Source organism: Cupriavidus sp. (assembly GCF_057315035.1).
In genome coordinates, this window is the sequence record NZ_DBHKYV010000055.1 from 28,116 (window position 1) to 48,282 (window position 20,167).

Sequence of the window (20,167 nt, forward strand, 5' to 3'; positions counted from 1 at the left end):
ACGGCAACGGTTCGACCAACATTTCTGGCAACACCGGGAACGGCACGGGCGTCGACAACGGCAATGGCACGATCGACACCGACGGCAATGGCTCGACGAACATCTCGGGCAACACCGGCAACGGCACCGGCGTCGATAACGGGAACGGCACGATCAACACTCGCGATAACGGCTCGACCAACATCTCGGGCGAAAGCGGAAACGGCACCGGCGTCGACAACGGTAACGGCACGATCGGCACTCACGGCAACGGTTCGACCAACATTTCTGGCAACACCGGGAACGGCACGGGCGTCGACAACGGCAATGGCACGATCGACACTGACGGTAACGGCTCGACGAACATCTCGGGTAACTCGAGCAACGGTACGGGCGTCGATAATGGCAACGGATCGATCAACACCGGTGGCAACGGTTCGACCAACATCTCGGGCAACTCGAGCAACGGCACCGGCATCGATAACGGAAACGGCACGATCGGCACCGATGGCAATGGCTCGACGAATATCTCGGGCAATTCGAGCAACGGCAAGGGCATCAACAACGGCAACGGCACGCTCAACGTTGGTGACAAAGGATCGATAACCGATAACGGCAAGCGGATCGACAACCAGGGCGGGAGCAATGGCTCGGGCAATGGTTCCGGTAATGGTTCAGGCGCAGGAAATGGCTCAGGCGGCGGTTCCAGTAGTGATGCCGGTGCAGCAGTGGCCGGTGCTGTGGGTGCGATCGGTGTTGGCGGTGCGATTGCCTACTTCTGGGGCGACCTGGCGGTATCTCACTGGTACCTGACCTCACCGCAGGCGCTGGTGATGGAGGTTGGCGATGAGGTCTTCTGGTCCGGTGCGATGCTTGAAGCCGTAGAGATCGATACAGCCGCCAATGTGGCAACTGTGAAGATCGCCACGCGTTCGGGTCAGATGGAGCGTCATCTGGACTTCCGGGACGGTGCGGATGGGGTCAGGCACTACGTCTACTCCGATGCGCAAACCAGGACCAAGGGTGACCTCTCGGTCAACACGCAGACGCACGAGTTCTTCTACACGGAAAGCGGTATCGCGAATGGCAAGCCGTATGTGGTGAAGACGCATGGATGGTTGAACTCGGCAAAGGCGAACGCAGCGATGACCGATCCGACTGCGGCGGGTCTTGGCAGCTAAGTCGGTGCACGCCGGCCTCTGACGAGGCCGGCATTCTTGGTGATCACGATTTGGTGACCATCCGGGTACACCAACGTCGCCTCACCTTATCCCCTTCAAGGTTCCCCTCCGGTTTCCGATTCTGTCATGTCGGAAAACGGAGGGGATATTTTAATTTCATTTTTTAGAAACCTCCTTCCACATTCTTGCCAATGGCATTTAATAAGGTGAATCAGGTTTATCAATCGATTCGCTTGAAAGCAGTGCCGAACTTCTCAAAAAAATCGCAGAACATCTCTGAATAATCAAACTCGCGATTTCAAAAAATAAATTTAAGCGATTTATCCAATGTTGCGAAAAAGTTTCAAGGAACTGAAACGAATCGCGCTATTCCTGTGCGCGTTCTCATTTCTCATGGGCGCGGGCTGCCTGCGGGCTGAGCCTGGCACAACGCACGGAGTTGCGGCGAAGCTCGTTGATTTCACAGTTTTCCCAGCCGGCAGCCCGTCAAACGAGGCGGTGGTCGATATCCTGCGCCGGGCATCCTCGGCCCTGGGCACGGTCCCGGAAACAATGGACGAGATGAATCGCTGGTCCGACAGCCTGACCAACGCCTTGCGCATGGGTGGATTTCCAGTCAGCCAGGTCCTGGTGACCGAACAGAACTGGCGTGCGGCGCGGCATGGTGAGCCGCTTGTATTCTCCGCGTTTCCAGGCCGGATCCACGAAATCCAGATCGAGAACAAAACCCGCGTAAAGGATGCTCGCCTGCATCGGCTGATCGTCAAGGCCTTGTGCGACGACAGTTCGCTCAGCGATGTATGCCTGCTTAACACAGCGCGACTGGAGCGCGCCACGCAACTGCTGCAAGACATTCCCGGGGTGGCCATCGCAAAGGCGCCGCAGTTTTCGTCGGGCGGTTCGACCGGGGACATCGATGTTCGCTTCTACCTGGATCAGCAGGGCAAGCCAATTACGGGCGATATCTTTGTCGACAACAAGGGTATTCAGTCGACAGGTCTCTACCGGCTGGGGGTGACAGCCGCGGGCAATAACTTCTTCGGTCTCGGTGAGAGCTATGCGCTCACACTGACCGGCACGGAGAAGAGGATGTGGACCGGGTCGCTGACCGGTAGCGTGCCGATTCTCGACGATGGACTGCGCCTCACGATGGGCGTTACTCGTCAGCAATACTCGATCAACGCGGTCACGCAGGTGGTGGGTGTTGCCAATACCGCGCAACTGGGCCTGCTGTACCCCATGACGCGCGGACTGGATTCCAATGTATGGCTCGGCGCTTCCTATCTGCATAGCCGCACCAAGAACGACTACAAGGGCTTCTACGCGGCACACAGCACGCTGGACGCACTGCGCTTCTCTCTGCAGGCCAACAATGGCGACCGGGCACAACAACTCCGTACCAACATCTGGAGTGGCGAAGCGGCCTTGACGTTGGGCAATCAAGGTAACGACACGCCTGCGTTGAATGCGGCGACACAGGTCGCTGGCCACTACGCGAAGTTCACCGCTTCCGGATTTGGCACCTATGGGCTTAACCGTAGCGGTGACCTGTTCCTGACCGGCCGCATCAATGCGCAAGCGGCCAGCAAGAACCTGGACCCCAGCGAAAAGCTGGGCGTCGGTGGTCCCACCGCTGTGCGCGCATACCGTGCCGACGAAGGTTCATTTGATGATGGTGTGGTGCTGAACACGGGCATCTATAAGCGCATACCGGTAGCGGCCGGGCATCAGGTTCAGGTTGGAGTGTTCTCGGACTTCGCCATCGGTCACGTCAACCACAACCCGTGGTTCCGGTGGGAAACCAGCTTCCTCGGCATCCCGGGCATCTCGAATCGTCGAATCCTGTCGGGTTATGGCATCGGCATCGACTGGCTGACGCCAATCGGCGCGACGCTTTCCGCATCGGTATCGAAGGCCTATGGATTCTCGTCGAGCTCATGGGTCGATCCAGGCAAGAAGCCAGTGCAGTACTGGCTGTCCGTGACATGGAGCAAGTAACCCGAACCATGTCCGTCTCCCGCGATTGGGAAAGTCGGCTCTTTCACAAGGGTAAAAAATGACAAAGCTTACGAAGTTCAGTATCAATAAATTCGAGTATCTCTGCTATCGCCGCGAGCACGAGAAGGCCGGTCGAGAGCTGGTTGCCTTGCTGAACCGGATCGATGCCCACTACGGCGTATTGATGGATATCGATGAGTGGCCGCAGTCTGGCGAGGCGCGCGAGATCATGGACGATCATCTGCTGACGCGCCTGACGTCGGCCATCAGCAGCCTGATTACCGATCCCGAGTTCCATATCACCGATCATGGCGGCGCGCTCCTGCTGCAATACCAGCGCTGGCTGGCGGCCATGTTCGGCGCTAGTCCCTTCCGCAACGCTGACCATATCCTGCGCACGCTCGGGCTGGACGAAGAAGCCCGACACTCGCTGCAATTGCGGACCTCGGACCTGCGCAAGTTCCAGCTTTTCTACCTGCCGGAATCGGAGGTCCGTCTGGATTGGGATGCGTTATGGGCCCTTGACAAAGTCGTGTCCGCCGGCCTGGCCATGGCGATGATGTCGTCGCGCTTCCTGGCCACGCCCTCGGCGCATGGGAAGCGAGAGTTGCTGCTGCGATGGCTGCCAGAACGCCTTGACCAGGTGGAAAGTGTCGATGTGCTGCCGATGGGCGTGATGCACGACGTGTACATGCATTGCAGCTACGCGGATCTTGCGGCCAAGCACGACATCAAGAAGCCGATCAATGCGCTGATCCGGCGCAAGCTGTCCACTTTGGGGTTGTTCGATGTCGAGCGTGCCGCGGCGGCGCCTGTCCATGGCAAGCCCGTGGTTCTGGTTGTACTGGAGTGGTTCTCGAAGAACCATTCCATCTATCGCACGCATTCACAGACCATGGTTGCCATGCGCGACAAGTTCCATCTGGTTGGCATGGGATATGGCGATCGTGTCGATGACGCAGGCAAGGAAGTCTTTCACGAGTTCATTCCCATCCAGGGCAACAATGTCTGGGAGAACGCCAGGCACGTGCGTGAGACGAGCGAGCAGTACCAGGCCCAGCTGATGTATATGCCCAGCGTCGGGATGTTCCCGATCACGATGGTGCTGGGGTGCCTGCGCGTGGCGCCTCTGCAGATGATGGCGCTCGGACATCCGGCTACCACGCACGGTCATGCGATGGACTACGTGGTGGTGGAAGAAGACTACGTCGGTGACGATGCCTGCTTTAGCGAGAAGCTGCTGAAATTGCCGTCCGATGGCATGCCTTACCGCCCACCAGCTGCCATGCTGGAACTGAAGTTGCCCAAGAAGAAGAAAACGAAAGACACCGATATCGTCAAGATCGCGATTGCTGGAACCACCATCAAGTTGAACCCTGGCTTCCTCGAGACTTGCGCCGCAATAGCGCGGGAGTCCAAGGTGCCGGTCCAGTTCCAGTTCCTGGTGGGACAAGCTGCTGGTCTTGTTTTCCCGCAGGTGCGCAATCTGGTGCGACGCATTGTTGGTGAATCCGCCGTGGTCCACAAGCATCAGAACTACCACAGCTACATGAAGGTCATTGCCGAATGCGACATGTTCCTGAATCCGTTTCCGTTCGGTAATACCAATGGCATTGTCGACACCGTGTGGGCCGGGCTTGTTGGTGTGTGCAAGACAGGTCGCGAAGTCCACGAGCATATCGACGAAGGCATGTTCCGTCGTCTGGGCTTCCCGGAATGGACCGTCGCCAGGACGAAGGATGAGTACATGCAGGCCGCGCTGAGGCTGATCGGAGATCGCGCGGAGCGCGATGCGCTCACCGCGCAGTTGGCGGGGCCGCAGGCAATTGAGAAGCTCATTTTCAAGGGCCGCCCCGAGATCCTTGGCGAGCGCATGGAGGCTCTCTGGAACGAGAAGCGCCAGGTCACCCGTTGAGACAATCATGAAACCGTTGATCAAATCCACATTGCGTCGCATGCATGACGCGGCCTTCGTACAACATTATTTTGCCGGAGCCGGTCTCGATATTGGTGTCGATGAGCCGTCGTCCCTGGCGCCTCATGGCACGCTGTTTCCCAGGGTGACGCGGGTAGTCCCTTGGCAAGGGGATGTCGCTACCGTTCCCGGTGTGGAAGAGCGCGCCTTCCAGTTCGTTCATGCCAGCCATTGCCTGCAGCGCGTCGATAATCCGCACAAGACTCTGGCCCAGTGGCTGGATCTGGTGAAGCCCGGTGGCTATCTGGTGCTGACCGTTCCCGACGAGGATCTGGATGCCAAGGACGCTTCGCAACACCGGACGAAGTTCACGATCTGCAAAGGAAGCTCCTTGCCTGACTCGATCAATGTCCTGGACATGATCAAGTCTGTGGCAACCGTCTGTGCCTGCGAGCGGATTGCGCTGGTACGCGATCACCTCTCTGAGCAGAATGCAGACCCCGATTCGGGAAACCTGGCCGAGCGCGCCATCGAGGTGGTGCTGCGCAAGCGGCAGGTGCCCCTGCCGCAGGAATACTTCTCGGTTGCGGGTCGTGCCCGAACCGCAACGGAATGCCTCAGCGCCTGCCAGGAAGCGTTGCAGACTTACCCGTACCGTTTCAATGTCGCGCATCAGGCCGCGCTCAACATGCTGCGCTGGAATCTGATCGATGAGATCGACGATCTCTGGCACGACACGGTCGGCCGGCTTCATGACGAATGGAATCCCAAGCTCTACAAATTCCTGCATGTGATTGCGAGCGGCAAGATTCATGAGGGCTTCCAGCAGCGCGCGGCGGCCGCCAAGGACTGGCCGTGGCAACGCCGCACCACCGCACACCCGCCGACACAGTTCCCCGCCTGGACCGGACAGCCGCTCGATGGCAAGTCCATCGTGATCTGGAGCGAGTTCGGACTCGGCGACGAGATCTTCTTCCTGCGCTTCGCGCGCATGCTTCGACACCAGGGCGGCGCGTCACGCGTCACCGTGGTTTGCCAGAAGCCGCTGACGGAGTTGTTCGACGCCTCCGGCGAGGCCGATGCCGTGGTTTCTGTCGATCAGGCGGCGTCTGTACCCATGCATGACTTCTGGGTGTATCCGCATGACATTCCGGCCTACCTGCCGCTGGACCTTGATACGCTGCCGGATTCGGTTCCCTATCTGCGCGTACCGCCGGGCGCGCCGGCATTCAAGCTGGCCGGCCGCGCTGGGGCTCTGAAGGTTGGCATTGCCTTCAAGGGAGCGCCAACGCATGAGAACGACAAGGCGCGCTCGCTGCCATCGCTTTCCGTACTGGATCCACTGTTTGCGCACCAGGAAGTCGAGTTCTACAGCCTGCAGAAAGGGGCCGGAGAACACGAGGCCGCCGCCTATGCCGAGCGGTTGTCGAACTTCCACGATGTCGGCGTATCGCTACGGAGCATGGTGGACACGGCGCAGGCCATTGCAGCCATGGACCTGGTGCTGACTGTGGACACATCCGTTGCGCATGTTGCCGCGGCGATGCGCAAGCCAACCTGGTTGCTGCTGCCGGCCTTCCCTGACTGGCGCTGGCACTACGAGCGGGAAGACAGTCCCTGGTATCCGTCAATGAAACTTTTCCGGCATCCGTTCTCGGGCAGCTGGGCCGAAGTCGTGGCGCGTGTAAACGGTCACCTGCTGGCCATGATCGAGTCCAGGTCCGGGAGGCATGCGAAGGGGGAGTAAATCATGAGGCATCCTGTAGACCGCCTGTTCACTGGCATTTTCCTGTCGGCCGGTGTGACGCTGGTGGTGATGATGTTGCTGGCGCAACTACCGTTTGGCGATCTCGACGAATCGCGCGGTCTGCATATCCTGCTTGCCGTAGTGATTGCCGCCTGCATTGTGTTGCCGCGAACCTTGCTGATGCGCACGATCTGGCGTGGCCGCGATCCGTTCATCCTGGAGGATGAACTCAACAACATGCTGATCGGTCGCGGTATCGGGCTGGTGGGCGGGGCGATCGCAGGTGTCTTTGTCCTGAGCCAGTTCACCTAGGTTGCGCCAACGAAAAACCGGCCAGACAGGATCTGGCCGGTGTTGCTTAGCGGGTCGAGGAGACAGCTTCGGGCATCGCCGAAGAATGGTGGTGTGCGATCAACCACTTGCCATTCTGATACTCATACACATAGGTGTACCGCGCATGCACTGTCTTGCCGTCGGCAAACCTGAACGTGTAGTTGCCGACGTCCTGTGCCACATTGCAGCCGACGCGAATGAAGCGGTCGTCGATGGTGCCCTGGGGCTTGCCCTTGAGGAACTTGACGAAGTAGTCACGAATCGCGGCCGGGTCGGTACGGGCCTGGTTCGACACCGTGGGCAACAGCACACCGTCCGCCGCGTAGTTGGCAACCACCTTGTCCGGATCTCCAGTGCGCAGCGAATCATTCCAGCGATCGAACAGTGCGGCAATCTGTTGCTGCGTGGCTGGTGCACATGTCGGCGACTGTGACGTTTGCGCGGCGGCCGGCATCGCGGCGAAGAGCATGGTCGCAGCGCCTGCAACGGTGGCGGCGATGGTCAGGAGGGGAGAGTTACCAACGTATTTCATCGATATTTCCTGTGGTTCGAGCTTGTCATCGCACCGGTGTGGCGCGGTGCCAGTGAAGCGGCACAGGTTTATTCTCGGGCCGGCAGGTTAACCGCTGGCTGCGGTTTCGATGAAGCGCACCTGACAGAAAGATGAACAGAAGATGAACGGCAAGCCCTGCCGGCTGTGCCGTTCAAGGCTCGCCGTCGATCCGGTAGCCGAGTCCGCGCACGGTCTTGAGTAGGCCAACCGGATGGTTGTCGTCGATCTTGCCGCGCAGGCGACGGACATAGACATCGACGATATTGGTCAACGGGTCTTCATTGGCACCCCATACGTTCGACAGGATCCGCTCGCGGCTGAACACGCGGCCCGGGGCATTCATCAGCAGTTCCAGAAACGCCAGCTCCTTGGCCGTCAGCGTGATCGGCTTGCCTGCGCGCGTGACCTGCATGCGTTCGCGATCGAGTATGAGGTCGGCAACTTGCAGCAAGGTTTCCTTGGGGCGCTGCTCGCGGCCACGTCGCAGCAGCGCTTCGATCCGCGCCAGCAGTTCCTCGAACGCAAACGGTTTGGTCATGTAGTCATCGGCACCCAGGCGCAGGCCCGCCACGCGGTCTCCAACGTCGCTTAGCGAGGTAAGCATCAGGATCGGTACGTGATTGCGCTCTGCACGCAGCGTCTGGCAGATATCGAGTCCACTCATTCCCGGCAGCATCAGGTCCAGCAACAGCAAGGTTGCTTCGCCGTGGCGCGCCATCTCCAGGCCTTCGGGGCCGGTACGCGCCAGCTGTAGCAGATAGCCTTCGGCGCGCAATCCGCGTACCAGGAAATCGGCTACGCGGGCGTCATCTTCAATGATCAGGATGTTCATGATTGACGGGGAAGTTCAATGCACGCGCGCGTACCTTGCGGCTCGATCTGGGCCAGCGAAATGCGTCCGTGATGGGCCTGCACAATGGCCTGTGCAATCGACAGCCCGATGCCGGTGCCGTCGGCACGATGCGCGCGTGCCCGGCGGCCGCGTGTAAAGCGTTCGAATACCAGCGCCATTTCATCGGGATCGATACCGATGCCTGCATCGTCGACCTCGATTCGCACTGCGTCCGGTCGGGCGCTGCAGCGTAGTTGCACCGTACCGCCACGCGAGGAATAACGTACGGCGTTGTCGAGGAGAATCACGATGGCTTGTCGCAGACGATCGGCGTCGGCCAGTATCGTGACAGGGGCCGCATTCTGCGGGCATTCAAGCTGGATCCTGACGTCGTGTTCCGCACCCAGCGCGTCAGCAACGTCGGCGGCATCCTGCAACAGGGGAAGTAGCTCAATGTTGCGCGGCTGCATGACAAGCTGGTCGGCCTCGGCCTTGGCGATCAGCAGCAAGTCGTTGATATGCCTGGTCAACTGCGCTGCGCCATCAACAATGCGCTCCAATGTCATGCGGTACTCGTGTGCGGGCTTCTCGCCGCCGCGCAGGGCAATCTCCGCTTCGCCACGGATAGCGGTGGTCGGCGTGCGTAGCTCGTGCCCGAGATCGGCGAACAGTTGCCGCCGGCGCAGGTCGATGCGCTGCAGCGCGTCGTGCGCGGTGCTGAGCTCGGCGGTGCGTGCCTGCACCGCGTCTTCAAGCCGACGGCGTGCCGCATCGGCGGCAATGCGGTGTTGCTGGAGTTCGGCGGCCATGGCATTGAAGCCCTCGGCCACGCGGTCGAATTCGTCGCCTGACCGGATCGGCAGGCGATAGTCCAGTGCCCCGGCCCGCAACGCCTCGACACCTTCCAGCAGTTGATCCAATGGCCGTTTGAGCCGGCGCCCAAGGTGCAAGGCGAGCACGATGGCGGCCAGCAGCATCACACCTGCCATGCCGATAGCCTGCGAGCGCAGCCGGTCCAGCCCGCGCTCGGTGGCGGCGCGGGCGATTGGCACGGCGGTTCGCTGGCGTTCGATCGCGCCATTGAGCAACTCGCGCAGGTCGCGGCCCCGCGCCTTGTCGAACACCTCGTTCAGTTCGTGCCATACGCCGGCGAAATTCGCATCGCGCGTTAGCGGCTGGAGCGCCATCAGCCGTTTCTCCACGGCGCCGATATTGTCACCGAGCAGATCGGTCATGCTGGCCAGAGCATCGACTTCCGGAGGAATCGGTACCCCGTCAAGCGCTGCGATTTCGTTCCACAGCACGATGTCGCGCTGGGCCAGCTGCCGTAGCCTGCCAGCGCTGTCCTTCATGCTGGTCAGCAGGCGGTCGAGTACTTCTGGCGAGGCATCGGCGTTCATCAGCCGTTGCGACGCCCAGACGCGCAGGCGTTGCTTGTTGGCCGAGAGGTCGAGCAGTTCGGAGAGGATGTCGCTGGCTAGCCGGCTGTGCTGGGCGTAGTCGTTGACGCGATTCGCACCCCAGTAGATAAAGCCCGCCTGCACGCAGACCAGCGCGACCAGCAGGGCAAAGGCAAGAGTCAGTCGGAATCGGAACATTGCGGAGCCATCGAAGTTGTGCGCAGCCTTGCACCGCATACAACAGTTCCGAGGCTCCGCGAAATCCTCAAACTTCCTTCGTCATCGCCTTGAAGTCAATCCATTGATCGAATTGCTCATTGGTGACGTGACCGGAATCAATTGCGGCCTCGCGTAGCGACAGGTTTTTCTTCACCGCGAGCTTGGCGATTTCCGCAGCCTTGTCATAGCCGATATGCGGATTCAACGCGGTGACCGACATCAGCGAGCGTTCCAGCAACTCCTGGATGCGCGCGCGGTCGGGCTCGACCCCTTCGACCATATGTTCGGCGAAGCTCGCGGCCGCATCGGCCAGCAGTGTCACCGACTGCAACAGGCTGTAGACGATCACGGGCTTGTAGGCATTGAGTTCCAGCGTGCCCAGGCTGTTGGCCAGCGTCACCGTGGTGTGGTTGCCGATCACGCGGCAACAGACCATGGCCAGTGCTTCGGCCTGGGTGGGATTGACCTTGCCAGGCATGATCGACGAACCGGGCTCGTTGGCCGGCAATTGCAGCTCGGCAAAGCCCGCACGCGGGCCGGAGCCGAGCAGCATGAAATCCCGCGCGATCTTCAGGAACGAGGAAGCGGTAGTGTTCAGTGCGCCCGACAGGTCGGCCAGCGCATCGTGCGCGGCCTGCAGTGCAAAACGGTTCGGCGCGGGCTCGAATGGCAAGCCGGTATAGCCGGCCAGTGCGCGTGCGAACGCGGCGGCGAATCCCGGGGGGGAATTGAGACCGGTACCAACCGCCGTGCCGCCCTGGGCCACCGGCATTGCGCGCAGCATGGCCTGTTGCAGACGCGACTGGGCGTCGGCCACCTGGGTCATGTAGCCGGAAAATTCCTGGCCCAGTGTCAGCGGCACCGCGTCCTGCAGATGGGTACGGCCCACCTTGACGATATCGGCGAACGCTTCCACTTTCTTCGCAAAGGTCTGCTGCAGCTTCTCGAGCGAAGGCAGCAGCGACTGCTGGATCGCGCGCGTGGCTGCGATATGCATTGCGGTGGGAAAGCTGTCGTTGGAAGACTGGCTGGCGTTGACATGGTCGTTCGGATGCACGGGCTTCTTGCTGCCGACCTCGCCACCGAGCATCTGGATCGCCCGGTTGGAAATGACCTCGTTGAGGTTCATGTTGGTCTGCGTGCCGGAGCCGGTCTGCCAGACCGACAGCGGAAACTCGGCCGGCCACTTGCCAGCGATGACTTCCTCGGCCGCCTTTTCGATAGCGTCGGCCAGTTCCGGCTTGAGTACCCCCAGCTCGCGATTGGCGCGTGCGGCGCAGAGCTTGAGTACCGCGAATGCCTCGATCAGCGCAGGCGGCATCTTCTCGCTGCCGATTCGAAAATTCTGACGCGACCTTTCGGTCTGGGCACCCCAGAGATGATCAGCGGGGACGGCAACGTCTCCCAGGCTGTCTTTCTCGATACGGGTGGCGGACGACTTCTCGGACATGGACGGACTCCTTGAGAGAAAGAGATCACAGCTGAATCAGGGCAGACCCTAAGCATAGCCGTCCGGTGCTACATTCGCCGCATAGCCCTGTCGCCGGCATGTGCATGCGCACGGCCGGCGACGGTTGCCTGCAAAACGGTACCTAAGCGGTACCTAAGCGGTACCTAAGCGGTTACGCGCCCGTCATGCCGTCATCTTCAGGCACATTTCCATACAGGCGGTGCAAGCCTTGGCACATTCCTGGCAGTGCCAATGGTCGTGGCGCTCGCATTCTTCCGCGCACCATTTACACACTTCGGCACAATCTTCGCAGACCAGCGGTGCGAATTCGCTGTTGCGCAGCATGTACGAGGCGGCCAGGTTGGCAATGCCGGCGCAGTCCATGTCCAGCGCAATGCAGCGCGTCATCTTCTTGGCGTCAGGTTCTTCCAGGCACGCGGCCGCGCACTTCAGGGCGGCCGCTGCGGCGGCGTTGCAGGCGGCGATACAGTCGGCGTAGCGATTGAAGTTTTCCTGCACGTTGGGTCGAATCATCGGTGTCCTCCATTGGGGGGTGGGAGGGTCTGTTCCCGTCGGGAAAGACCCAAGGCAACCGTAATCCACAATAGCAGGCGTAACGCGACCCTGCCGACGCATAGGGGGCCAGACCTGTCCGACTGTTTTACAATGGCTTCCACTGCGTCGCACTTTGCACGTGTGGGCCGATGGCCTTGTAGTTGCGCGAAGAAGTGCGAAGTACGCAGTAGTTGATGGACTCAGGAAGTCAGAAAGGACAGCATCATGGGTGAGGCAAAACGACGAGGCACGCCGGAAGAACGGGCGCAACAGGCTCAGGCACGCATTGACGCGCTGCGGCCCGCGCAACTGGTCTGCGGGTCATGCAAGACCGCATTCACCAATTTCGATGCGATTCCCGCACCGGGCTTGCATGGTATCGACGCCGTTTTCGGCGGTCAGTGCCCGAATTGCGGCAACGATGTAGTGGTGTTCAAGGGGCAATCGAAGGCCGTGGCCGAGGCCATGCTGGCCTACGAACGGATGATGGGCGAGAACGCCAAGCTTGGATATCAATCGGCCGATGGCCGGCACGTGGCATTCGATGAGGATGCCCCGCTAGCATCGGATGCTTCCGACGAATCAACCAAACACTAACCCTCGGCCGCGGGCGGCTTTCAGCGCCGAAAGTCGCCTCTGCCGGGCCTGGCCCAACTCAGGCATTCACCTGTAACAGCTCCGCCGGTCCAATCTCGTACCGCGCGCGCCCTGCAGCCTTGGCGCGATAGAGCAGCACGTCTGCCATGCGCATCAGCGCTTCCTCGCTCAGCGAGGCACCACGATAGAGCGCCACGCCAATGCTGACATCGACATCAGCCAGCACCCCATCGAAATAGAAACGCCGTCCCGCTGAAGCCAGAATGGCCTCGGCCACGCGTTGCGCCACGGCCGGCGAGCCGATATCGGCCAGGATCACCGCAAATTCGTCGCCACCCAGCCGTGCCACATGGTCCTGCTCGCGCACGCAGCGGCGCAGGCGCAGCGCAAAGGCCTGCAGCAGCAGGTCGCCGGTGGCGTGGCCATGGATATCGTTGACCGCCTTGAAGCGGTCCATGTCGAGATACAGCAGCGCCATCAGACTATTCTCACCCCGGCTCAGTGCCATGGCATCGCGCAAGTGGGTTTCGAAAGCGCTGCGGTTCTGTAGCTGGGTCAGGTGATCGGTGCTTGAAATATGCGACAGGCGTAGCGCTTCAAGCTTGCGCTGCGTGATGTCCTGCACGTGGATGTGCACGCCTACCACCTGTTTGCCATCCTCGCTCCACTCGGGGCGATAACTGGTTTCCATCCAGTGATGCTGCGGAAACGCATACTCGCCCTCGAAGCTGACCACGTTACCGGCTTTTGCCTGCTGCAGATAAGGGCGTGCGCGCAGGTAGCGTTCCTCGCCGAGCAAATCGCGCATGGTCATGCCACGGATCTGGCCCACCGGTATGCCAAACGCCCGTTCGTATGCCACGTTGTTGAACACGTAGCGTTCGTCGTTGTCGACGAAGGCCAGCAGCGAGGGCAGGGTATCGGTCACCGCGCGGAGCCGGCGCTCGCTGCGCGCCAGTTGCTGGCCGCGTTGGCGAACATCGCGCATCAGGCGCATGAACGCGCGCGTGACATCGCCGATTTCATCGCGTTGGGGCCGCTGCGGCAGGCGCTCGAAGGCATCGACATCACTGGCGCTGGCACTTACCACCTGATGCAGGCGCGACAATGGCGTCAGCAGGCGCCGCACGGCCAGCCAGATCAGCAGCGCCACCACGGCCAGCGCGATGCCCGACGTCATCAGGAAGCGGCGCTGCATCTGCCGCAACGGCGCATAGGCTTCATGGGCCGGCAATACCGCCACCAGCTCCCAGCCCGTGGTGGCCATCAGTCGTCGTGCGATGACGGCTCGCCTTGGCGTCAGGAATTCCAGTGGTGCCGCGCTGTCATCGACCCCGCAGGTATCGCCGAACGGCCGAGCCGGCTGCCGGGCCTGGGCCGGATCGGGGTGTTGCACATACACCGGCGCAGCGCCCGCTGATACCAGGCAATAGAAGCCCGTGATGCCCAGCCGGCTATGGCCGATCTCCACCAGGAAGTTGGAGTTCGCCAGGTTGAGCCAACCACCCACCAATCCCACGAACGCACCCGACGAAGACAGCACCGGCACCACCACGAGCACGCCCAAGGCCCCGTTGCTGCGGGCCCGCAGCGGCGCCGCCACCACGACATTGCGCGTGCGCACGGCTTCACGAAAATACGCGCGATCGCTGACGTTGAACGGTAGTTCGCCCGTGGTCAGCACTGTGCCGCCGGCATCGGCAACGATCACCGAATCGAATGCCGCCGGTATCGGTACCGTACGCGCCACCACATTCAGCAGTCGGGTGCGCAAGGCATCGTGCGACTGGGATGTCGGGTTCGCCAGCAGATCGCGCAACTGTGGCGCGAGGTGCGTCAGCATCACGATGCGGTCTTCCATTGCCGTATCGAGCTGGTCGGCAGACAGCTTGACGATCGAGTCCTGCTGGTTCTGCAGCGCGTCTTCCAGGTCGTGGTGCGCGTAGTAGAGGGCGCCAATGACAATGCCGCTGCCCAGCACGGCCGCGAGCACCGTGGTGATCAGCGCGATACGCGCCTTTAGCGATGGCAGGAACCTGGGCATGCGGAAAATCATGTCGCCCGACCGGTGTTGGGGCGCTCGTGACCGGATTGGCAAATGGATATGGAAAAGGGGTTGGCAAGGGGCATGCCAGGGCGCGTGTAAGTTATCACGCATCACCCGTTTGAGGCACCCGGGACATCTCCGGACGCGTCGCCAATCGGTCCACGCAACGCCTGCGGCGCACTGCCCCGGATTGGCGTGCCGGGCAAGTGTGCGTATCGGCACTGTGCGGACGCAAGGCACCGGGGTATAGTGCGGCCGTCATGTCACGTTATCACCATGACTATGACTCCCGCCATGGATCCTCTATGGGTTCGGCATCCATCGTCATTCTTCATTCATGAAATTGCCATCGCTGTCTCCCGTCGTGCTTGCCCTGCTGGTCGTAGCGGGAGGCGCGTTGCTGACGGCGGGGGGATGGCGGCTGGCGGACCGGCTCGAACGTCGGGTAGCCGAGCAGGATGTAACGGCGTTGCTGTCCCGTACGGCCGATGCGCTGACTGACCGGTTGCAGGAAAACGAGCGTTTGCTGCGCGGCGCGGCGGCGCTGATGGCGGCCAATGCGCAGACCTCGCGCACCCAGTGGCGTAACTACCTCTACTCGGCACAACTAGACGAACTGCCGCCGGGAACGCAATCGATTGCCTATGCGCCGATTGTCTCGTATGCGCAACTGGGGGCCATGGCGACTGCGGCGCACGCCGATGGGCTCACTGACTACGAGGTCTATCCTCCCGGGCAGCGCGAGGCCTATGCACCGATTTTCTATATCGAACCGTCCAGCGGACGCAATTGGCGTGCCGCGGGCTTCGACCTGTACAGCGACCCCACCCGTCGTGCGGCGCTGGAAGCCGCGCGCGACAGTGGACAGCCGAGCCTGACGCCGGGCCTGGCGCTGATCCGTGAAGTCGAGGCCCAGGCGCCGCAGCGTGGCGCGGTGATCTATGTACCCGTATTTCCGGCAGGCGTACCGGCCGCTACGACAGAGGAGCGCCGCCAGGCGCTGGCCGGTGTGGTTTTTGCCACGCTGCGGCTTGGCGACCTGCTACGCGGCGTCGCGGGGACCGCAGCCGACGATCTGGCGCTGACGCTGTACGAAGACGCATCGGATGCCAAGGGCACCTTGCTGTCCGGTGGGCCAACCGAAGGGGAGCGGCGTGCAGATGGCCGCAAGCCGATGATTGAAGCGGCACGGCGCATCGAATTCGGGGGCCAGCACTGGACACTGCGGGGGGCCACGCGTCCCACGTTCGAGGCCACGCACGCGGGGCGTTATGGCTCGCGCGTACTGCTGCTGGGCGGGCTGGCTACGCTGCTGATGGCCTGGCTGGCATTCAGGCTGGCGCGCGAGCAGCGTGAAGTACGCCAGCAGGCAACACTGGCCGGCCAGGCCAATCACGCCGAGGCCACCGGCTTGCGTGCGAGCCTGGCACGCGCCGAGCAAAGCGCCGCCATGGCCAGCTTGCGCTATGCACGACTGCTCGACCATGCGCCATTCTGCGTGATCACCTTCGATGCGGATGGCATGATCAGCGGCATCAATCGTGCCGGACAGCGCATGCTCTGGTATGCCGAGCCCGAACTGGCCGGCCGCGTGCCATACATGAGCCTGCACGATGCCGATGAAGTGGCCGCCCATGCGCGCGACTTGTCGAACGAAATCGGCGAAACCGTGGTGGCTGGATTGCCCGCGCTGATTGCCAAGCCGAAGCTTGGCGTACCCGACGATCGCGAATGGACGTACCTGCGCAAGGGCGGATCGCGCCTGCCAGTGCATCTGACGCTGACGGCGATGACCGACGGCGGGGTCGAAAGCGGCTACCTGGCCATTGCACACGACCTGACCGAACGTCGCCGCGTTGACGAGTACATTCGCCATTTGGCCCAGCACGATGCGCTGACCGGCCTGCCCAACCGTACCGAGCTGCATGCCCGCACGGAAGCCGTGCTCGTCGATGCGCGGCGCCACGGGGATCGCGTGGCGTTGCTGCTGCTGGATCTGGATCACTTCAAGCACATCAACGAAACGCTGGGACATCCGGTGGGCGATGACGTGCTGCGAACCATTGCCGACCGCATCCGCGGCGCGGTGCGCCCGCGCGATGTGGTGGCGCGCATGGGGGGTGACGAGTTCGCGGTGGTGCTCGGAGGCCTGCGGCATGACGGCGAGGCCGAACTGGCCGCCGCCAAGATCCTGGCACGTGTATCCGAGGAATTGCAGCTGGCTGGCCAGTCGCTGCGTGTGACGCCGTCGCTGGGCATGGCGGTCTATCCCGACGATGGCGACACCCTGACCAACCTGATGAAGTCGGCAGATTCGGCCATGTATGCGGCCAAGCAGGGCGGACGCGCGCAATTGCGCCGCTTTGCCTCTGAAATGGCCCAGGCATCGCTGGCACGCTTCACGATCGAGGCGCTGTTGCGGCGGGCCTTGGCCGAGCAGGAATTCCGCATGCGCTACCAGCCGGTGGTGGATGTGGCCACGCTGGCCGTGGTGGGTGTGGAAGCGCTGATTGCATGGGAAACCCCCGAGCGGGGCCAGATGCGGCCGTCTGAGTTCATTCCGATTGCCGAGCAATGCGGTCTGATCAATGCGCTCGGCGAGTGGACGCTGGCCACTGCGTGCCGCGATATCCAGTCACTGCGCGAAGAACTTGGGCTCGATATCGATGTGGCGGTCAATATCTCGCCGCTGCAGTTGCGTCAGGAAAGTTTCCCCGACACCGTGGTGCGTTGCCTGCAGGTAGCGGACTTGCCGGCGGCGAGCCTGACCATCGAAGTAACCGAGGGGATCCTGGTCGAAGGTGGCGACAAGACGGTGGAGACGTTCCGTCGCGTGCGCCAGCTTGGCGTGGGTGTGTCGATCGACGACTTCGGCACCGGCTATTCGGGGCTCGGCTACCTCACCCGCCTGCCGATCAGCAAACTCAAGATCGACAAGTCATTTGTCGACGACCTGGCCATGCCGGGACACGACCGCGCGGTGGCGGCAGCGATCATCGCACTGGGCCACCAGTTGCACCTGCAGGTCGTGGCGGAAGGTGTGGAGTCGCGGGCGCAGTTCGAATTCCTGCGTGGCGAGGGTTGCGATGCCGTACAGGGCTTCCTGTTCTGCCAGCCTGTGGGGCTCGATGTGTTGCGCCGGATCCTGCTCGAAGGCAAGGGGTTTGCCAACGCAGCCTGAGGCTGCGCGCCGACCCGCAACATCCCGCAAACTACGCCAGCACTACGCAGAAACGGGTACGCTTTCGGCGAAAACAAACCCGGCTGACGCATCCGCGCACAGCCGGGTTACCAAAAGCGGGGGCGCTCAGGTATTGCTCGGTACTGCTCAGGTATTGGTAGCGGGCTCGCCAGCGGTCGGATTGTGCAGGCGGCGATACAGGTCGTCGATGCGCGAGCGGCTGGTAGCCAGCTCTTCGCGGCCCTGCTCGGTGAGCAGGTAGACGCGTCCGATGCCGTCGCGCAGGACGCTTTCCAGATAGCCTTCCATCTGCAGCGCGCGCAGCAGTGGACGGACGGTGCCGATGTCTACCTGGAATCCATACTCCATGAGCATTTCTGCAAGCATGGCCACGGTGGCGGGCACCTCCATGGCGAATTGCATGACGTAGACGCGGGCTAGCAAGCCGAGGAACTGTCGTTTCATGTGGCAGGCAACGCAGGACCGGGGACTGTGGTTGACGCGAGAATGCAACGTGCGCGGAACGCCTCACCCCATTCAGGCTCCGCAGTCGCTACGATACGTCTTTTTACGACGCCAGAAAAAAAGAAGCCGCCAGGAGCCCTGGCGGCTTGTCGGGAATGCGTCGGAGGGGTCAATTAACTCTGGCGCAGGTCAGAGTTTAATGGAATCGAATACGCGATGTCACGCCCTGTGGTAAAGCCCCCTACATCGGAGGGGTAAGCCTGTAAGCCAGCCGAAAGCGATTCTGCGGCTGAAATGCAACAAACGCGGCTTTTGCCCCGTTTTTGTGCGTCATTCGGTGCTTTTGACGCAATGGAGCCCGGCTTCGACGCTGGCTCGGATGTCCGGATTCAGCGCGCCAACAAAGCGGTTGAGAGGTTTAATTGCCTGAACCAGCCAATTCCTAGGCGACCGTCCTGAGTCCTGAGTGGCGTACTTGTCGCAATACTGCAACAGTTTGCGATATCCAAACCTGATCATTGCTTCCACTGAACCGATGAAACCCGCTGACCTGTTTCGCCTGTTGCTGCTCTCCGCCATCTGGGGTGCGAGCTTTCTATTTATCCGGATTGCGGCGCCGGTGTTGGGACCGTTGCCCACAGCGTTCTTCCGCGTACTGATTGGTGCGGCGACCCTGGCCGCGTGCCTGCCGTTTCTTGGCCTCAAATGGGACATGAAAGGCAAATGGCCGGCCGTGGTGATGCTTGGCATCATCAATTCGGGGATTCCATTTGTGATGTATTCGATTGCCGCACTCTGGCTGCCAGCCGGGTACTCGGCAATTTTCAACGCCATGACGCCGCTGATGGGGGTAGTGATCGGCTCGCTGTTCTTTGCGGAGAAACTCACGCGGGCCAAGGCGGCTGGTGTGCTGCTGGGGTTGGCCGGCGTGGCAGTGCTGACCCGTACCGGACCCGTGGTGTTCTCGCACGAGGTCATGCTGGGCGCACTGGCGTGCCTGGTGGCTACGTCCTGCTATGGGCTGGCCGGTTTCCTGACGCGTCGCTGGATCACCGCGCGTGGTGGGCTCGATAACCGGTTGGTGGCTGGTGGCAGCCTGATCGGCGCCACGCTGTTCCTGCTGCCGTTCAGCCTGGTAGCCCTGATCCGCGACAATACGCTGCCTGCGGCCGGGGTGGGCGTCTGGGCGAGCATGCTTGGCCTGGGCATGTTCTGCACGGCCATTGCGTACGTGCTCTATTTCAAGCTGATTGCCGATCTGGGGCCGGTGCGCTCGCTGACCGTGACCTTTCTGATTCCGCCGTTCGGCATTGTCTGGGGCTGGATGTTCCTGGGTGAAACGCTGTCGTGGGCGCACGCCGGCGGCATGCTGCTGATCGGCCTGGCCGTATGGCTGGTGCTTCGACCCGCCACGCCGGCGGCGGCGCCGGCCGTGGCCCGGTCATAGTGCGAGGCGATCAGCGAGAGTACTAGCGACGGTAGTAGCCGTCGTGGTCGCCACGATAGCCGTGATCGTCACGATATCCGCGATCGTCTCGATCCTGGTGGCGGGCGTGGTATTCGCGGTACTCGCGGCGGTCGTACCAGCGACGGCCGTCCCAGTAGCGGTCACCGTGCCAACCCATGACGACGACCGGGGCGGGCGCGACCACCACGGGCGGCGCTGCGCGATATACCACCGGCGGCGGGGGCGGCGGGGCCACGTAGACCGGTGC

At 61.9% G+C, this 20,167-nt stretch carries 14 protein-coding genes and 2 pseudogenes; 8 read left to right on the forward strand and 8 right to left on the reverse strand.

All coding sequences use genetic code 11. The features are described from left to right. From ACO550_RS36310 to ACO550_RS36330, 5 genes and pseudogenes are all read left to right on the forward strand, one after another. Positions 1-1,160: pseudogene (locus ACO550_RS36310) on the forward strand (hypothetical protein); the annotation flags it as partial. A gap of 561 nt (positions 1,161-1,721) precedes the next feature. Beyond that, a complete protein-coding gene (locus tag ACO550_RS36315; RefSeq protein WP_315598875.1) occupies positions 1,722-3,158 on the forward strand; it encodes a ShlB/FhaC/HecB family hemolysin secretion/activation protein in 1,437 nt (478 codons plus the stop codon). A 58-nt stretch (positions 3,159-3,216) separates the two neighbouring features. Beyond that, positions 3,217-5,073, forward strand: coding sequence for a peptide transporter (locus tag ACO550_RS36320; protein WP_315598874.1), 1,857 nt, complete (start codon positions 3,217-3,219; stop codon positions 5,071-5,073). Positions 5,074-5,080: 7 nt separating this feature from the next. Continuing rightward, the gene (locus tag ACO550_RS36325) at positions 5,081-6,820 is read left to right on the forward strand and encodes a methyltransferase domain-containing protein (RefSeq protein ID WP_315598873.1); all 1,740 of its coding nucleotides are present in this window, start codon (positions 5,081-5,083) and stop codon (positions 6,818-6,820) included. Positions 6,821-6,823: 3 nt separating this feature from the next. Further along, positions 6,824-7,132: a hypothetical protein gene (locus ACO550_RS36330; RefSeq protein WP_315598872.1), complete on the forward strand. Its 309-nt coding sequence runs from the start codon at positions 6,824-6,826 to the stop codon at positions 7,130-7,132. 46 nt (positions 7,133-7,178) lie between these two features. On the opposite strand, the gene ACO550_RS36335 is transcribed toward ACO550_RS36330, so the two are convergent. From ACO550_RS36335 to ACO550_RS36355, 5 genes are all read right to left on the reverse strand, one after another. Further along, the gene (locus ACO550_RS36335) at positions 7,179-7,685 is read right to left on the reverse strand and encodes an SgcJ/EcaC family oxidoreductase (RefSeq protein WP_485995121.1); all 507 of its coding nucleotides are present in this window, start codon (positions 7,683-7,685) and stop codon (positions 7,179-7,181) included. Between the two features lie 172 nt (positions 7,686-7,857). Further along, a complete protein-coding gene (locus ACO550_RS36340) occupies positions 7,858-8,538 on the reverse strand; it encodes a response regulator (RefSeq protein WP_315598734.1) in 681 nt (226 codons plus the stop codon). Next, on the reverse strand, positions 8,535-10,136 hold the full coding sequence (locus tag ACO550_RS36345) for a sensor histidine kinase (protein WP_315598733.1): 1,602 nt from the start codon (positions 10,134-10,136) through the stop codon (positions 8,535-8,537). The genes ACO550_RS36340 and ACO550_RS36345 overlap by 4 nt, the downstream gene beginning before the upstream one ends. 67 nt (positions 10,137-10,203) lie before the next feature. Beyond that, positions 10,204-11,607, reverse strand: coding sequence for a class II fumarate hydratase (gene fumC, locus ACO550_RS36350; protein WP_315598732.1), 1,404 nt, complete (start codon positions 11,605-11,607; stop codon positions 10,204-10,206). Positions 11,608-11,790: 183 nt separating this feature from the next. After that, positions 11,791-12,141, reverse strand: a complete 351-nt coding sequence (locus tag ACO550_RS36355) for a four-helix bundle copper-binding protein (protein WP_315598731.1) — start codon at positions 12,139-12,141, stop codon at positions 11,791-11,793. Between the two features lie 246 nt (positions 12,142-12,387). Between ACO550_RS36355 and ACO550_RS36360 the strand changes: the two genes are divergently transcribed. Next, on the forward strand, positions 12,388-12,759 hold the full coding sequence (locus tag ACO550_RS36360; protein WP_315598730.1) for a hypothetical protein: 372 nt from the start codon (positions 12,388-12,390) through the stop codon (positions 12,757-12,759). A gap of 58 nt (positions 12,760-12,817) precedes the next feature. On the opposite strand, the gene ACO550_RS36365 is transcribed toward ACO550_RS36360, so the two are convergent. Next, positions 12,818-14,803, reverse strand: a complete 1,986-nt coding sequence (locus ACO550_RS36365) for a diguanylate cyclase domain-containing protein (protein ID WP_315598729.1) — start codon at positions 14,801-14,803, stop codon at positions 12,818-12,820. Between the two features lie 340 nt (positions 14,804-15,143). Here ACO550_RS36365 and ACO550_RS36370 point away from each other — a divergent pair, with 340 nt between their 5' ends. After that, positions 15,144-17,987, forward strand: coding sequence for a bifunctional diguanylate cyclase/phosphodiesterase (locus tag ACO550_RS36370; protein WP_315598728.1), 2,844 nt, complete (start codon positions 15,144-15,146; stop codon positions 17,985-17,987). A gap of 147 nt (positions 17,988-18,134) precedes the next feature. Here ACO550_RS36370 and ACO550_RS36375 read toward each other — a convergent pair whose 3' ends face one another. Further along, positions 18,135-18,452, reverse strand: a complete 318-nt coding sequence (locus ACO550_RS36375) for a PadR family transcriptional regulator (RefSeq protein ID WP_315598727.1) — start codon at positions 18,450-18,452, stop codon at positions 18,135-18,137. Between the two features lie 535 nt (positions 18,453-18,987). Here ACO550_RS36375 and ACO550_RS36380 point away from each other — a divergent pair. Further along, complete coding sequence (locus tag ACO550_RS36380; RefSeq protein WP_315598726.1) at positions 18,988-19,899, forward strand: EamA family transporter; 912 nt, start codon at positions 18,988-18,990, stop codon at positions 19,897-19,899. A gap of 22 nt (positions 19,900-19,921) precedes the next feature. On the opposite strand, the pseudogene ACO550_RS36385 reads toward ACO550_RS36380, so the two are convergent. Continuing rightward, positions 19,922-20,167: pseudogene (locus ACO550_RS36385) on the reverse strand (hypothetical protein); the annotation flags it as partial.

What these genes read in the sequence shown, in the direction of transcription:
- ACO550_RS36315 (WP_315598875.1), top strand. Translation starts at nt 1,722, where the DNA reads ATGAATCGCTGGTCCGACAGCCTGACCAACGCCTTGCGCATGGGTGGA.
- ACO550_RS36320 (WP_315598874.1), top strand. Translation starts at nt 3,217, where the DNA reads ATGACAAAGCTTACGAAGTTCAGTATCAATAAATTCGAGTATCTCTGC.
- ACO550_RS36325 (WP_315598873.1), top strand. Translation starts at nt 5,081, where the DNA reads ATGAAACCGTTGATCAAATCCACATTGCGTCGCATGCATGACGCGGCC.
- ACO550_RS36330 (WP_315598872.1), top strand. Translation starts at nt 6,824, where the DNA reads ATGAGGCATCCTGTAGACCGCCTGTTCACTGGCATTTTCCTGTCGGCC.
- ACO550_RS36335 (WP_485995121.1), bottom strand. Translation starts at nt 7,685, where the DNA reads ATGAAATACGTTGGTAACTCTCCCCTCCTGACCATCGCCGCCACCGTT.
- ACO550_RS36340 (WP_315598734.1), bottom strand. Translation starts at nt 8,538, where the DNA reads ATGAACATCCTGATCATTGAAGATGACGCCCGCGTAGCCGATTTCCTG.
- ACO550_RS36345 (WP_315598733.1), bottom strand. Translation starts at nt 10,136, where the DNA reads ATGTTCCGATTCCGACTGACTCTTGCCTTTGCCCTGCTGGTCGCGCTG.
- fumC (WP_315598732.1), bottom strand. Translation starts at nt 11,607, where the DNA reads ATGTCCGAGAAGTCGTCCGCCACCCGTATCGAGAAAGACAGCCTGGGA.
- ACO550_RS36355 (WP_315598731.1), bottom strand. Translation starts at nt 12,141, where the DNA reads ATGATTCGACCCAACGTGCAGGAAAACTTCAATCGCTACGCCGACTGT.
- ACO550_RS36360 (WP_315598730.1), top strand. Translation starts at nt 12,388, where the DNA reads ATGGGTGAGGCAAAACGACGAGGCACGCCGGAAGAACGGGCGCAACAG.
- ACO550_RS36365 (WP_315598729.1), bottom strand. Translation starts at nt 14,803, where the DNA reads ATGCCCAGGTTCCTGCCATCGCTAAAGGCGCGTATCGCGCTGATCACC.
- ACO550_RS36370 (WP_315598728.1), top strand. Translation starts at nt 15,144, where the DNA reads ATGAAATTGCCATCGCTGTCTCCCGTCGTGCTTGCCCTGCTGGTCGTA.
- ACO550_RS36375 (WP_315598727.1), bottom strand. Translation starts at nt 18,452, where the DNA reads ATGAAACGACAGTTCCTCGGCTTGCTAGCCCGCGTCTACGTCATGCAA.
- ACO550_RS36380 (WP_315598726.1), top strand. Translation starts at nt 18,988, where the DNA reads ATGAAACCCGCTGACCTGTTTCGCCTGTTGCTGCTCTCCGCCATCTGG.